The sequence below is a fragment of the Nibrella saemangeumensis genome, assembly GCF_039541915.1.
Lineage (GTDB): Bacteria > Bacteroidota > Bacteroidia > Cytophagales > Spirosomataceae > Nibrella > Nibrella saemangeumensis.
The window spans coordinates 1-13,885 of record NZ_BAABHD010000010.1; the positions used below are offsets into that span (position 1 = coordinate 1).

Sequence of the window (13,885 nt, forward strand, 5' to 3'; positions counted from 1 at the left end):
GTCCAAAAGCGAGGAGTGAAATCTTGTTAAGTTGGTCACGCTACAAAACAAGCATTTGCCCTCGCTTTTTCCTATTCTACCCCCTCAATGTCCAGCACTGAGCAAATTCCCAACAACAACCCGCAGTGAAGCAGATTTCTGGGCTGCTGGCTTCTGCCATACAGGATATTCGGAGTCTTTCTAAAACGTTGGACAGCGACACGGTTCAGCGTTTTGGTTTACGAGAGAGTCTGCACTTAGAATTAGACCGAATTGATAAAACGGGACGGTTTCAAACAATTCTTAACGTAAACGGCACTCCGTACTCATTAGGTGAACAGACGGAAACGGTATTGTTCCGTATGACGCAGGAGGCTCTTAATAACGCGATTAAACACTCCAGCAGTCATGTGCTTACGGTTTCTCTTGATTACCAGCCAACAAGTTTCACCCTAACTGTTACCGACAATGGCAAGGGCTTTGTGGCCGAGGAGGTTTACGAGCGTGATCTGAACCACAATGGCTCCGGTCTGCGGAATCTGGAGCGCCGGGCCAAACTGTTGGGCGGGACCTGCGTCATCACGAGTAAGCCTAATGATGGAACGCGTATAGAGATTTCAGTACCGAGGAGTAGCAATACATAACATTCATATAACCCATGAACACGTCAATTGCTCTTTTAGAAGCTCATCGTCTCATGGCACAGGGTCTCTCCAACTGGATCCGGAAAGACTTTGAAGAATACGAGTTGCTGTTTGTAGCCGAAAGCCGTCAGGATCTGCTCGACCACTTAGATCAAAATCAGATACCTGAAATTCTCTTGCTTGACGATTACAGGCAAGAGGTAGGCGGTTTGGAAATCATTCAAATCCTGAACGCACAGTATTCAGCTATTAGGATTTTAGTGTACACCATAAATACAACTGAAGAACTGATTGACAAGATGATTCGGGCTGGTGCCCGTGGGTATCTGGATAAGGGTTGCAGTCAATTGGAGTTAAAACAAGCTATAGATACTATACGGACTAAAGGATTTTATTATTCCGATTTCCTGCCTAACCGCTAACAGAAGCTGTCAGACGTTTTATAAACCTTGCGTAAGTTTCTTAAGTATGCGCTATTTTTCGGCAGTAGGATTGTAGGAGAGATTACTTACTTTCGCAACGTTCTGCGTGTACGCTTATCCGTTGGTTTATGAAGACAACTGTTGCACTTGTTGATGACCACCGTCTGCTCGCTCAAGCTCTGGCCGATCTGATTCAGAAGTTTGAGAATTATGAAGTACTATTCGTAGCGGATAGTGCCCGGTCCATGTTCAACTACCTCCGTCAGGATCAGATTCCCGATATTCTCCTCTTGGATATCCGCATGCCGGAGATGGATGGCGTAGAAACCGCCAGACTTCTGAAAGAACAGCATCCCAGCATAAAGGTTCTGGTGCTAACCATGGTGGAAAAGGAAGATCAGATTGTGAAGATGATCCGGCAAGGTGCACGGGGGTATATTCTGAAGGGCAGTCATCCCTCGGAGTTTAAAGCTGGCCTGGATGATGTGCGTACAAAAGGCTGGCATTACTCTGAACTGTTGACGAATGGCCTGATTCGGAATTTGAATCAGCAGGAGGAGCTAAATGGTAACCAACTGAATGATCGTGAATTGGAGTTTGTGAAATTGGCTTGCAGCGACTTGACATACGTGCAAATTGCCGATAAAATGTGCGTGGCACCCCGTACTGTAGATGGTTACCGCGAATCAGTCTTTCAAAAATGGAATGTCAAGAGCAGGGTTGCCATGGTAATTGAAGCGATTCGGCGGGGTATTTTCCAGTTATAAAAAATCCGCCCACCGATACATCTACATCAGCGGGCGGATCGCACACGGGAATTTACTTACGAATTTGGCAACAGGACTTTGTCGACCACGTGAATCACGCCGTTGGACTGGTTCACGTCGGCGGTGGTTACGGTTGAGACGCCACCTTTTTCGTCTGTCAGCATAATCTTACCTCTGTCCATTTTGGCGGTCAGCGTACCGCCGGCAACGGTTTTCAGCGAGGCCATGCCGTTGCCCTTCTTAATCATGGACATCAGTTCACTGGCACTCACTTTTCCGGCTACTACGTGGTAGGTCAGTACGCCTTGCAGGGCTCCCTTGTTCTCGGGCTTCAGCAGGGTGGCTACGGTGCCGTCGGGCAGTTTATCGAAGGCATTATTCGTCGGGGCAAATACGGTAAAAGGACCAGCTCCCTGTAGGGTAGTGACTAGTTCGGCAGCTTTTACGGCGGCTACCAGCGTGGTGTGATCCTTTGAATTTACGGCATTCTCAATAATGTTCTTGGAGGGGTACATGGGTGCCCCGCCCACCATGACAGTTTTTTCCTGGGCCGAGGCCAGGTTGATCGAGAAAAAACAAGCGACTACAAGCGAAGCAATTTTCAGCGTTTTCATAGGAGTGTTTTAAATGGATAAAAGGTAATGAAACTCGTGTTGTGATCGATCAACACCAAAACATACGCGGCTCCCGGAACTTTGGATGTCTGGTTTGCAAAAAATCTTTCAGCATTCCTTAACTTGCCGCACCCTTGCTCTGCGTTTTACCGAATATGTGTTGCCTTATGTCTTCTGTACAGTCTCTGAAAAGCGGTATTGTCACGTGTATTCTTACCGGTATTCTCTATGTTTTCAGCCTATCAGTCAGCCTTGCGCAGACCCAGCAACGCCAGAAAGTCATTTTCGACTGTGACCTGGGCGATGACATCGACGATGCCTACGCTCTGGCCCTGCTGGTGGCGAGCCCGGAACTCGATGTGCTGGGCATTACCACCTGCTACGGTCGTACGGATGACCGTGCCCGGCTGGCCTGTCAACTGCTGTACGACTGGGGTCTCGATAGTATTCCGGTGGCTGTCGGACGCGATACCCGGACTATGAATGAACGGGCGAACTGGTATGCCGATCAGTTTCACTACGCCAAAGGATTCATCCACAAACGTCCTGTTGCTCAGCCGGCGGCCGATTTCATCATTGAGCAGTTGCGCAAATATCCCGGCGAGGTAACCATTATCTCAGTGGGGCCGGTGCAGAATATGGCCGATGTAGTTCAGAAAGACCCCGGTGCCATGCTGCTGGCGAAGCAGGTGGTAGCCATGTTTGGTTCATTCTATGTCGGGTATAACGGCTCCCCGACACCCGATGCCGAATGGAACGTAGCGGTCGACCCGGCAGCGGCCAAACAGTTTGTGAGCTCTGACGTAAAAATCAAATATGCTGGTCTTGATGTAACGACGTTTATCAAAGCGGATAAAGCCTACCGTGAGCGCCTGGCGCTGCGCCGGAGTCCGATGACCGATGCGTTGACCGGTCTGCAAAACCTATGGGGCTACGAACGCGACCCAACCCTGTTCGATGCCGTGGCGATTGGTATGGTCCTCTGGCCGGATCTGTTTAAAACGCAACAGGCTACAATTGAGGTTGATGATAAGGGCTTTACGCGGCTGGTGCAGGGCCAGAAAGCCAATGCCGAAATTGGGACTTACGTCAACACCGCCGAGTTTCTAAAACGCCTGATGAAAGTGTATTTGCAGCAAAATCTGCGCAGGTAATTTAATTCAGGCCCATGCAACTTCATTTCCATCGCTTCGACTTACAGCTGAAACATACGTTTACCATTGCCCACGACTCGCGTACTGTGCAGCCAACCCTGATTGTGGAGCTGCGCGATGGTGAGTTAAGCGGTTTTGGTGAAGCCACGGCCAATAAATACTACGGCATCACCATTGATGGAATGATTCAGGCGCTGAACGCAATACGGCCGCTAATTGAGGGTGGAGACTGGCAAACGGCTGAGGAACTGTGGCAACTGGCCTATCCGCATTTGCAGAACAATCCCTTTGCGCAGTGTGCGCTGGACGAAGCGGCTCATGATCTGGTAGCCAAGCGGGCAGGTATGCCGCTGTATCGGTTGTGGGAGCTTGACCCGGCGCCAAATCCGCTGACCAACTATACCATCGGTATTGATACGGTGGAGAAGATGGTGGCGAAGATGCTGGAATTTCCCTGGCCGTTGTATAAAGTGAAGCTGGGTACAGCCGATGATTTGGCCATTGTCCGTGAGCTGCGCCAGCATAGCGACGCTACCTTTCGGGTCGATGCCAACTGTGCCTGGACCGCCGATCAGGCCATTGCCTATGCCCCTGTACTCAAAGACCTGGGCGTGGAGTTTATCGAACAGCCCCTGAAAGCTGATGACCAAGAGGGAATGAAGCGTGTCTACGCCCAAAGTGTCCTGCCGGTTATTGCCGATGAAAGCTGTATTGTCGAGAGTGATGTAGCCAGATGCGTGGGCTATTTTCACGGCATCAACATTAAACTGACCAAATGCGGAGGCCTGACGCCCACCCGGCGAATGATTGCACAGGCCCGCAGCCTGGGTATGCAGGTAATGGTCGGTTGTATGAACGAAACCAGCGTGGGCATTTCGGCCATTGCCCAACTGCTGCCGCTGCTCGACTATGTCGATATGGACGGTACGCTGCTGATTACCAATGATCCGGCCACGGGCGTAACGTTCGACTTTGGCCGCGTGATTTATGCGGATGCTAACGGGACCGGCGCCCAACTGCTTCCGTTGACCGGATTGGGAAACCAGGTTGGACCGTAGAGCTTACCATACACCATTGCCTGCCCTATCGTATATTTGGGCAATGGCAGCTATTCTTACCACCGATCACCTTCCTGGCCGTACTATCCTTCACAACAACCGCGAATACCTTTTTTTCAGCGGTACCTCCTACCTCGGCATTCCACAGAACACCGAGTTTCAGCAACTCCTTATCGAATCCCTTAGCCGTTACGGAACCATGTTCGGTAGCTCCCGCAACGGGAACCTGCGGTTGAGCATCTACGAAGAAGCTGAGCGACAGATAGCGGCTTTGACCGGGGCCGAAGCCGCCCTGACGTTATCGTCGGGGATGATGGCGGGGCAGGTGGTAGCCAATTACCTGCGGGCGCAGCAGTATTCCTTCCTGTACGGCCCCTGCACCCACCCAGCGCTCTGGCACGAGCCCACCGTGGATTTACCCACCCTATCATTTGTAGATTGGACGGACCGGCTGCCCGACCTGCTGACCATTACCGGCCATGCTGTTATCGCGGTCAACTCCATTGATGCTGTCCGGTCGGAAGCCTATCCATTTGACTGGGTTAATCAGTTGCCAACGGATCAACCCATTACGCTGGTAGTGGACGATTCGCATGGATTAGGAGTACTGAGAGAGGCCGGAAGCGGTATCTGGCAGCAGATTCCCCGGCGGCCTAACGTCCGGCTGATCGTGACAGCCTCACTGGCCAAGGCCATGGGGCTGCCCGGTGGCGTGGTATTCAGCGATGCCGAAACCATAGCCGCCATCCAGCACACGGCTTTTTTCGGGGCCTGTTCGCCTATACCACCGGCTTATCTGGATGCGTTTCGTAAAGCAGAGACAATCTATACTCAGGCCCGTATCCGGCTCACACAGAATATTGCGTTGGCGGAGCGGTTGTTGCTACCAACGGGCCTGTTCCGGCAGGCCGCCGGCTACCCGGTGTTTTATACTGAGTGGGATGAGCTATACCCATTTCTGCTGGAAAACGGTATCTTTATCTATTCGTTTGCGTATCCAACACCGGCCGATAAGGCAAATACCCGCATTGTCATCAGCGCATTTCATGAGCCGGAAGATATTAACCGTTTAGCCGCTTGCATCTATGAATTACGGTAAGAGCTATTGTTACAAACGTATGGGAAGCAGCGTAACAGTGAGTGTACTGGTGGGAGTGTTCCTCCTGTTAACCACCCTGTGCAGTCAGGCTCAGAAAAGCGATAAGCTGCTGACGGATCTGCTGAATAACAATACAGAGTTATTCGGCCCGATACTGCGCGATCCGGCTAAATACGACATTCAGATACTCTACACCCAAATCGACCGGAATGCGCAGAATCAGCCTTCGTTCCGCACCTATCGCTACCGCATCGACAAAGATCGGTACTTTTACCCGGCCAGTACAGTGAAGTTCCCGGCGGTGCTGCTGGCCCTGGAGAAACTGAACGAGCTGAAACTTGATAAAAACGCCACCATGCTGACCGACTCAGCTTATGCCCGGCAGACGCCGGTGCGGGAGGACCCAACGGCGCAGCGTGGCCTGCCTTCAGTAGCGCATTATGCCAAAAAGATTCTGCTGGTCAGCGATAACGATGCCTTCAACCGCCTGTACGAATTTATGGGGCAGTGCGACATCAACGAGCGGCTTTACAGTAAAGGTTACCAGAATGTACGAATCGTGCATCGCCTGTCGCTGCCGATGACGGCCGAACAAAACCGGCATACCAACCCTGTCCGTTTTGTAGATGGCAATAAAGTCCTGTATCAGCAGCCGGTGCAGCTATGCGACCGCACTTTCCGTCCGGTTACTTCTATCAATAGGGGTATTGGTTATAGGCAAGGGGACTCGCTGGTGAACCGGCCGTTCGACTTTACCGAGAAGAACTACTTTGCGCTGGAAGACCAGCAGGAGATGCTGAAAGCGGTGCTGTTTCCGGATGCAGTGCCGGCCAAGAAGCGGTTCAATCTAACCCCCGATGATTATCAGTTCCTGTACCGGTACCTGTCGCAACTGCCCCGCGAAAGCAGTTACCCTAAATACGATTCGACGTATTACGACAGCTATTGCAAGTTTCTGCTGACCGGCGACAATAAAAAAGGATTTCCGCCGGGCGTGCGCATTTTCAATAAAGTTGGTGATGCGTACGGTTACATGATCGACAACGCCTACATCGTTGACTTCGACCGGGGTGTTGAGTTTCTGCTATCGGCGGTAATCTACTGCAATGCCGACGGTGTTTTTAACGATGACCGGTATGAATATGAATCCGTTGGCTTCCCGTTTATGGCAAATTTGGGACGGATAATCTTCGATTATGAGGTAAAGCGAAAACGGTCACAAATTCCCGATCTGTCACGTTTCCGGATTGCTTACGATCAGTAACCGTTACCTCAATATACGCCGGTGAGGGCATGAAATTTGGGGAAACTGCGTTCTTCTATAAAAATTGACTATTCACCATGAAAAGGCTACTCTATCTCCTGTTTGTCCCGTTATCGTTTACCGCCTGTAAAAAAGATACTGAGCCCGAAGTTGATGCAGCAACTAGGTTAGCCGGAACGTATCAGTTGAGCTATGCCTTGTTAGATGATAAGACAAATCCTAAACTAGAGAGTCCTCTGCCGGTAACGTTAGGTGGAGTAACAGTAGCCTCGGGAACACTGGTAGTAACGCGAAAAAATGAAAATGCAGTAGACGGAAATTTGGTGATAAAAGTGCAGGGGAGCCCAGACATGAATGTGACTTTTCAAAATGTAGAGGTTAAAAAAAATGCGGCAATGTATGACTTGTATCTAGGGCCAACAAAGATTGGCTCAGCAGACGGGACTAACCTGGACGTAGATGCCACCCAAACTAATCCACAGACAAATGTAGCGACACGACTGGCTTTTAAGGCAAAGAAGGAATAACGGCTATTAGAACAAACAGCTTAAATGGGAACGTTAGCCGGTCTGGCAGCGTTCCTTTTTAGTTGTTGACCCTTGCTTTGTTACGTTTGGTTTATGCACAAAAAGCGCTTATTCCTTTTTCTCTGTCTTCTGAATGCGGCTGTTGTTGTTGCCCAGCCCGCCAAACCGGTCATTGACGCTGTCCGGAAGCAGTATGCACCGGATGCCCGAGTCGCTATTTTTCGGATCGAAACGGATTCCGTGGGTGCGTTAAAGGGAAAAACCAACCTTCCCGCAGCGAAGCAGGCCTTAACGGCCCAACTACAGCGAGAGGGTATCGCGTTTCAGGACCAGATAGAGGTGTTGCCGGCAACGGTCCTGGGCGAGCAAACATACGCGGTTGTCAATGTATCAGTTGCTAATCTGCGTTCACAGCCCCGTGATGCCGCCGAACTGGCCACGCAGGCACTGCTCGGTATGCCCCTACAAATCTGGGATAAGGAGCGGGGTTGGTATCTGGCCCAGACCCCCGACCAGTACATTGCCTGGGTTGATTTTGGCGGCATCCAGCGCATGACCAAAGCCGAGTACGACCGCTGGCAACAGGCCGACAAGATCATCTTTACCCGTCCTTTCGGTTTCTGCTACAGCGAGCCTACCGAGCAGTCGCAGACGGTTTCCGATCTGGTGGCCGGCGACATGCTGGTGCTGGAGAAAGAAGCCAAACAGTTCTATCAGGTTCGGTACCCCGATGGGCGCACGGGTTATGTTTCCAAAAAGGAAGCCCAGCGTCACGATCGCTGGGTAGCTTCGTTGCGCCCGAGCGAAGAAACGCTCGTGAGCACTGCCAAAACCATGATGGGCATTCCGTATCTGTGGGGTGGCACGTCGGTAAAAGGCATGGATTGCAGCGGTTTTACCAAAACCGTCTATCTGCTGAACGGCATCACGCTTCCCCGCGATGCTTCGCAGCAGGTACATACGGGAGAACTGATTCCCACCCCAAACAAAGAGTTTTCACAGCTAAAGCCCGGCGACCTGCTCTTTTTTGGCGAGCCGGCGACCCCTGAAAAACCGGAGCGTGTGGTACACGTCGGCATGTGGATTGGCAACAACGAGTTCATCCACGCATCCGGCAAGATCCGCATCAGCAGCATGATTCCCGGCGCTACCAATTTCGATGAGTTTGAACTTAATCGCTTTTTGCGGGCGAAAAGGATGTTAGTTAAGCATTAAGATGGCACCATCGGGGCCTTTGCTCACGACTACTTACATCACCGTTCGCAGGAAAGCCAGGCTCTGCGGTACCTGTTGCATGGAGCGGGAAGATTCGTCTTCAATAAAGAAGTGCCTGACGCCTGATTTTTTGGCCTGTTTCATAATCTCCGCAATGCCAATATCGCCCTGACCCAGGGTTACGTTGGTTTCAACGTCGGCCCGACCTTTGTCGTTGCCGGGGGTGCCGGGTTTCCGGTCTTTCAGATGGACTAGGGGAACACGTTTACCGTATTTCTGCAAAAAGGCTACCGGGTCCTGGCCGGGGTGTTTTACCCAGAAAACGTCCATTTCAAAATTGCAGTAACGGGGGTCCAGTTCATTGACCAGATAATCGAACAGCGTGCCTTGTTCGTAGGGTTTGAACTCATAGCCGTGGGTATGGTAGCACAGGTTCAGGCCGTTTTCTTTCAGCAAGCGCCCGGCGGTATTAAATACCTCCACGGCCCGCTGGGCATCATTGAACGTAAAGACATCATCCTGATGGGGAATCCAGGAGCAAACTACATATTTGGCACCCAGGGTTTTGGCTTTGTCGATGATCTGCGGCACGTTACTCTCTAACTCGGTAAACTGGGCTCCCATGCTGATTAGCTTCAGGCCGTTCTGGTCGAGAAGCTTACGGAAGTCAGCGTTACTCATTCCGTAGGTGTTCCCCCCTTCTATCTCTTTAAAGCCCATTTCCCGGACTTTGGCCATGGTGCCCGTTACATCTTTCGCAAACTCGTTCCGGAACGTATACAACTGAATACCCACAGGTGCTTTAGGCTGGGCCTGGGCAACTGCCAGTACAACCGTCAGCAGGAGGCTTAACAGATAGGTTTTCATCGTGGTCAGGTTTTTAGTGTTTACTCGAAAATAAGCAAAAATACGGGGTGTAACAAGCGCATTACCCCACGCACCGCAATTGGGCAGGTTACCTCCTGCCCTGGTATTATAGTGGTTAAATAAGTGGTTTTTCCGGTAGATATGCAACTCTGCCGACTAATATTAACTCAGCTATAGGCTCTGGATTAAGATAATCCTGCCATTCTGTAAGCTCCCTCAACAAAAGAAAGCCCGGTGGTGTTGGTGTGGTAAACGAATCGTCTTTCCATGAATGAAGTTCGGGTCTCGAGCTGGAATGAACTGTTGGAATGCTTATACGAGGATGCCTGGATGTCCAACATTCAGCGGTTTCGCTCACCCTATGCGTTCCGGGGACTTCCGGATGCGTCCTTTTCGTTAATGACTTCGCTGATGCAGTTAGGGGGCGATTTTCCGCAACTGGAAGGACATCTGCTACGCAACTTCAAAAAATATGCGCATCGCGATGTGGTCGAGCAGGATTCTATCTGGCATTGGCTGTCGTTGGCTCAGCACCACGGCCTGCCCACCCGCCTGCTCGACTGGACATTTTCGCCGTTTGTGGCCCTGCATTTTGCTACGGCAACAATCGAATGTCTGGCCATAGATGGCGCTGTCTGGACGGTCGATTATAAAAAAGCCCACGACCAATTGCCTTACCTGTTGAAGGCTCATCTGGCGGAGGAGGGTGCCGATGTGTTTACCGTAGAGATGTTACAAGGCATTCGAACCCTGCATGAGTTTGACAACCTGGCACCGGACACCTTTATCGCTTTTTTCGAGCCGCCTTCTCTCGATGATCGGATTATCAACCAATATGCCATGTTTTCGGTCATTTCCGATCCCCGTGTCGCCGTGACTGAGTGGCTGGAGCAGCATCCGGATACGTACCGCAAGATTATTATTCCAGCCGCCATTAAATGGGAGATACGGGATAAACTCGATCAGGCAAATATCAACGAGCGGGTCCTGTTTCCCGGTCTGGATGGCCTGAGTCTCTGGCTGAAACGGCAGTACTATCCAGTGGAGCAAAAAAAAATACCCCCAACAAGCTGAAGAGATTGGGGGTACATTGCTCACATTGCTCGTCCTCGACTGTGTCGAGCGACGGGCGAGGTTCGCGTCTGTGACGCGATATATGTTTAGAGCATAAAGCCTACTCGCGTTACAAACGCGAACCTCGCCCGTCTCGCATTACAAATGCGGACGAGCAGGGAGAACGAGCCTCCTACAGCAAGCTTTCCTTCACTTGCGTATCAAACACCCCGGTTAGTACCTGTCCGTTACGCTTTACCTGCACCCAGATGCGGTAGTGGCCGGGCCTAGGGAAAGCGTAGGGAAACTCAACCATATTGCTATGCTCTTTACCGTCGGCGTGTTTCATGCCGGGCATACCGGCCATCAGCAGCTTATTGCGTTCGGCGTCGGGAAGTTGCTTCAGTTTGGCAATGTAGGTGTCTATGCTATCCCGGAAGCGGTTGGCGTTGGGGTAGCGGAAGGTGCGGGCCGTGTCGGCAATCCGGTTCACCAGCGACTCTTCGGCCGCCATGGAATACGTGCCGACCGGGTGGAGGTGAATATAGACCGATCCGTCGGAGCGGAGGATGGCCGCGTGGCCGCTCATGCCCAGATACGGCTCCAGACTGGCGGCTTTGCCATGCTCGTCGGCAATAGCAAACTTCAGCGTATAGAGCTTACCGGCTTCCAGCACCTGACTGGGCTTATCGGTCCAGAGCATGGTAGACCCGTCGGCGAGTTTCATACTGGCGCTGGGCTTTCCGCAGGCTACCATGTCATCGTCGAGGTGCGGCACACCAACAGCATTTGATTTTACGCCCATCGGCTCAGTAACCAGCCAGCTATCGTCCGGATCGGTTTTAGCCGCCCCTGCCTGGGTAACGGCGGGTACTTCAATGGTATCGGTCAGGGTTTCGGCGTAGCCGCTACGGTATACCATGTCGGCGTAAACGAGGTATTTGCCCTGCGGAAGCGAAGGCAGGATACTTTGGTAGTTGAGCGTATCGCGCCGGTCGGGGTGAATATGCGCAAAGGCATCCAGCCCCGGCGTCCGGATCAGGAAGACATGCATCAGCTTACCGTGATCGGGTACGACAAAGCTGAGCATCCGGCGATTCCGTTTGAAATTCGTTGTATCCAACCGGATATTGAACAACGAATGGTCCCCAGTTGGCTTTACGGAAGCTTCAATCGGCAGCGGCTTATAAAGATTTTCGTTGCGGTAACTGTCGGCCCAGCTATTCCACCACGATCGGCCGCCCATGAGCATCAGCGCAAGCAGGACCGAGCCAATACCCATGCCGATCATCCGTTTGCGACCGAGCGAGGCTGGTTTGGGCTGACCTGGTTTCAGGATACCATCGGAGGTACTGGCACCAATGATGGTAACCAATAGGACAAATAGTAAGATACCCATAGCCGCCAGGGCCATACCCGTATCAGCAGGCATATCGCGTTGCGCCGTAGCGACCGATACCACCGGTGCCACAACCGTTGCTTTGCCATCGGGGCCATCGATCTGAAGCTCGATACTGGATGAGCCGCTATCCATCAGCCAGACTACCCCTTCGAACCGGTTTGGCTGATCGGCGGTTGGTTCCAGCTCATCGTGGGTGGGGGCTCCCTCATCGCCGGAGCGGAAGTAAACCGGCCGGGCCTGAATTGTACCCACACGGCCCTGCTCTACAAATACCGTCACTTTGGCGGTACCGGGCACCACATCGGGCGGTGAAACACTTACGAGCAGCCGGTACTTACCGGCCTCTTTTTGTACAATCACACCCGGACTACCAATGTGGCCGAACGAAGTCAGGGTTCCTGCTACAACGAGTATCAGCGAAAAAAGGAATTGAATGCTATTTCTCATGGAGTCTCTGTGCGTTATCGTTGTACTCGTTTCATCCAGTTACCCCAATACAGACCAATGCGGGCCGAGACAAAAGCGATCAGCAGCGCCTGGCCAAAGCCCAGGGCAAACTGCTCAACTGTCTGCGAAAAGTAGGGGTGGTATTTATACCGGTATTCCCAGGTTGGGTCGTCACCGTACGACCAGGACTCGGCCAGGAAGAACCAGTTGCGGGCGTAGGGGGATGTGTGCAAAAATTCACCAAATGGCCATTGAACCGCCAATAAGGCAAACATAAACACGGCGGCCGCAGCGCCCGCCAGCAACCAGTCGTTTAGTTTGCCGCTGTAGCGGTGCATCAGTTTGTCCAGCAAAAAGCCGGGCACAATCAGTAAAAGCGGGAAAACAAAGGCCTGGTAGTGGGTAATCGGATTCAGGACCGGACCGAGTTTGGGCGTAGCCGGAAACAGGGGCAGGATCCAGCTTGGGATCAGCATAGTCAGCATATACACGGCGGTAATAATCGTAAGGCCATAGCGCAGGGGAGAGGCCCGGCCCACCGCCATGAGGTAAATCGGGAAGGCAATAGCCGCCCAGGTGTAATAGGAGGTGTTATGCGACGCCCATTCTCCCATATTTTCAGAGAAGAGTACGAACAGTACGCTTAGTAACAATCCAGCCGAAATTCCAAACATCAGCCGGATACGGAAGGCCTGTTTTTTCTCCAGTTCATTTTCCGTCGTCCGGTCACCAATGCGGTTTTGCAGAGCCAGTACACTGATGATACTGCCAAACTGCACGATCATCATACCCAACAGCAGAATGGTGTGAGGGGGCGTCAGGATCTGCACATCGAGGCCATAGGTATTATGCCACCAGTCATCAAAGGGAGCAGAGGTCAGCATCGCCAGCGCACCCCAGACGCAATACAAGGCCCCCAGCGAGCCGTAAAAGACACCCCAGAAGCGGACGGATACAGCCCGGTCCGGGTGGCTTCTCTGGAACGTGAGTTGTAAGATTTTGAATCCTGAAAACAGACCGGCCACCACGGCACCGACGTACATCAGCAGGTGGGGCGGAGCAAACAGGCCATCCCGTCCGATGCTCATGTGCCACATAATATCCCAGAGGAGGCCCCACACAATACAAAGGGAAGAGAACACGACCGCGTAGACGTACAGGGGAATGCCCAGGCGCCAATCGACCGCACGGTTGAGCCGTTCGTCAACAGCGAAAGAAACTGGTGTGTTTAATGCGGACTGCATAGTGAATAGTTAATTGATAGACAGATAAGTAAAAATCTAAAAAAGTCCTCAGATAAACCAATTGAACTTTGTAATCGGCAGGGTAAAGGCGAACAGCCAGACCGGTAAAATGACAAACATTTCGTAATC

Annotated in this window: 14 protein-coding genes; 10 read left to right on the top strand and 4 right to left on the bottom strand. The window is 52.0% G+C overall.

The window, feature by feature from the left end:
* Positions 1-125 precede the first annotated feature (125 nt).
* From ABD949_RS04500 to ABD949_RS04510, 3 genes are all read left to right on the top strand, one after another.
* The gene (locus ABD949_RS04500; RefSeq protein ID WP_345241035.1) at positions 126-623 is read left to right on the top strand and encodes a sensor histidine kinase; all 498 of its coding nucleotides are present in this window, start codon (positions 126-128) and stop codon (positions 621-623) included.
* 14 nt (positions 624-637) lie between these two features.
* A complete protein-coding gene (locus tag ABD949_RS04505) occupies positions 638-1,045 on the top strand; it encodes a response regulator (protein WP_345241037.1) in 408 nt (135 codons plus the stop codon).
* Positions 1,046-1,173: 128 nt separating this feature from the next.
* Positions 1,174-1,812, top strand: coding sequence for a response regulator (locus ABD949_RS04510; RefSeq protein ID WP_345241039.1), 639 nt, complete (start codon positions 1,174-1,176; stop codon positions 1,810-1,812).
* 56 nt (positions 1,813-1,868) lie between these two features.
* Here the strand turns inward: ABD949_RS04510 and ABD949_RS04515 are convergent, their stop codons facing one another.
* Positions 1,869-2,426 (bottom strand): fasciclin domain-containing protein, encoded by a 558-nt coding sequence (locus tag ABD949_RS04515; protein WP_345241041.1) that lies wholly within the window; start codon positions 2,424-2,426, stop codon positions 1,869-1,871.
* Positions 2,427-2,593: 167 nt separating this feature from the next.
* Here ABD949_RS04515 and ABD949_RS04520 point away from each other — a divergent pair, with 167 nt between their 5' ends.
* The 6 genes from ABD949_RS04520 to ABD949_RS04545 all read left to right on the top strand — a co-directional run bounded on the left by ABD949_RS04520 (position 2,594) and on the right by ABD949_RS04545 (position 8,743).
* Positions 2,594-3,580 (top strand): nucleoside hydrolase, encoded by a 987-nt coding sequence (locus ABD949_RS04520; protein ID WP_345241043.1) that lies wholly within the window; start codon positions 2,594-2,596, stop codon positions 3,578-3,580.
* A gap of 14 nt (positions 3,581-3,594) precedes the next feature.
* Complete coding sequence (locus ABD949_RS04525; RefSeq protein WP_345241045.1) at positions 3,595-4,638, top strand: dipeptide epimerase; 1,044 nt, start codon at positions 3,595-3,597, stop codon at positions 4,636-4,638.
* A 43-nt stretch (positions 4,639-4,681) separates the two neighbouring features.
* Positions 4,682-5,737, top strand: coding sequence for an aminotransferase class I/II-fold pyridoxal phosphate-dependent enzyme (locus ABD949_RS04530; protein ID WP_345241047.1), 1,056 nt, complete (start codon positions 4,682-4,684; stop codon positions 5,735-5,737).
* 19 nt (positions 5,738-5,756) lie between these two features.
* Positions 5,757-7,001 (top strand): serine hydrolase, encoded by a 1,245-nt coding sequence (locus ABD949_RS04535; protein WP_345241049.1) that lies wholly within the window; start codon positions 5,757-5,759, stop codon positions 6,999-7,001.
* A 77-nt stretch (positions 7,002-7,078) separates the two neighbouring features.
* A complete protein-coding gene (locus ABD949_RS04540) occupies positions 7,079-7,528 on the top strand; it encodes a hypothetical protein (protein WP_345241051.1) in 450 nt (149 codons plus the stop codon).
* Positions 7,529-7,621: 93 nt separating this feature from the next.
* The gene (locus tag ABD949_RS04545; protein ID WP_345241053.1) at positions 7,622-8,743 is read left to right on the top strand and encodes a C40 family peptidase; all 1,122 of its coding nucleotides are present in this window, start codon (positions 7,622-7,624) and stop codon (positions 8,741-8,743) included.
* A gap of 33 nt (positions 8,744-8,776) precedes the next feature.
* Here ABD949_RS04545 and ABD949_RS04550 read toward each other — a convergent pair whose 3' ends face one another.
* Positions 8,777-9,610, bottom strand: coding sequence for a sugar phosphate isomerase/epimerase family protein (locus ABD949_RS04550; RefSeq protein WP_345241055.1), 834 nt, complete (start codon positions 9,608-9,610; stop codon positions 8,777-8,779).
* 267 nt (positions 9,611-9,877) lie between these two features.
* On the opposite strand from ABD949_RS04550, the gene ABD949_RS04555 reads away from it, so the two are divergent.
* Entirely contained in the window at positions 9,878-10,684 is an 807-nt protein-coding gene (locus ABD949_RS04555) for an FRG domain-containing protein (protein WP_345241057.1), read from the top strand.
* Between the two features lie 172 nt (positions 10,685-10,856).
* On the opposite strand, the gene ABD949_RS04560 is transcribed toward ABD949_RS04555, so the two are convergent.
* Together ABD949_RS04560 and ABD949_RS04565 are read right to left on the bottom strand one after the other, a co-directional pair.
* The gene (locus tag ABD949_RS04560) at positions 10,857-12,512 is read right to left on the bottom strand and encodes a hypothetical protein (protein WP_345241059.1); all 1,656 of its coding nucleotides are present in this window, start codon (positions 12,510-12,512) and stop codon (positions 10,857-10,859) included.
* A gap of 14 nt (positions 12,513-12,526) precedes the next feature.
* A complete protein-coding gene (locus ABD949_RS04565; protein WP_345241060.1) occupies positions 12,527-13,756 on the bottom strand; it encodes a hypothetical protein in 1,230 nt (409 codons plus the stop codon).
* Between the last annotated feature and the right edge of the window lie 129 nt (positions 13,757-13,885).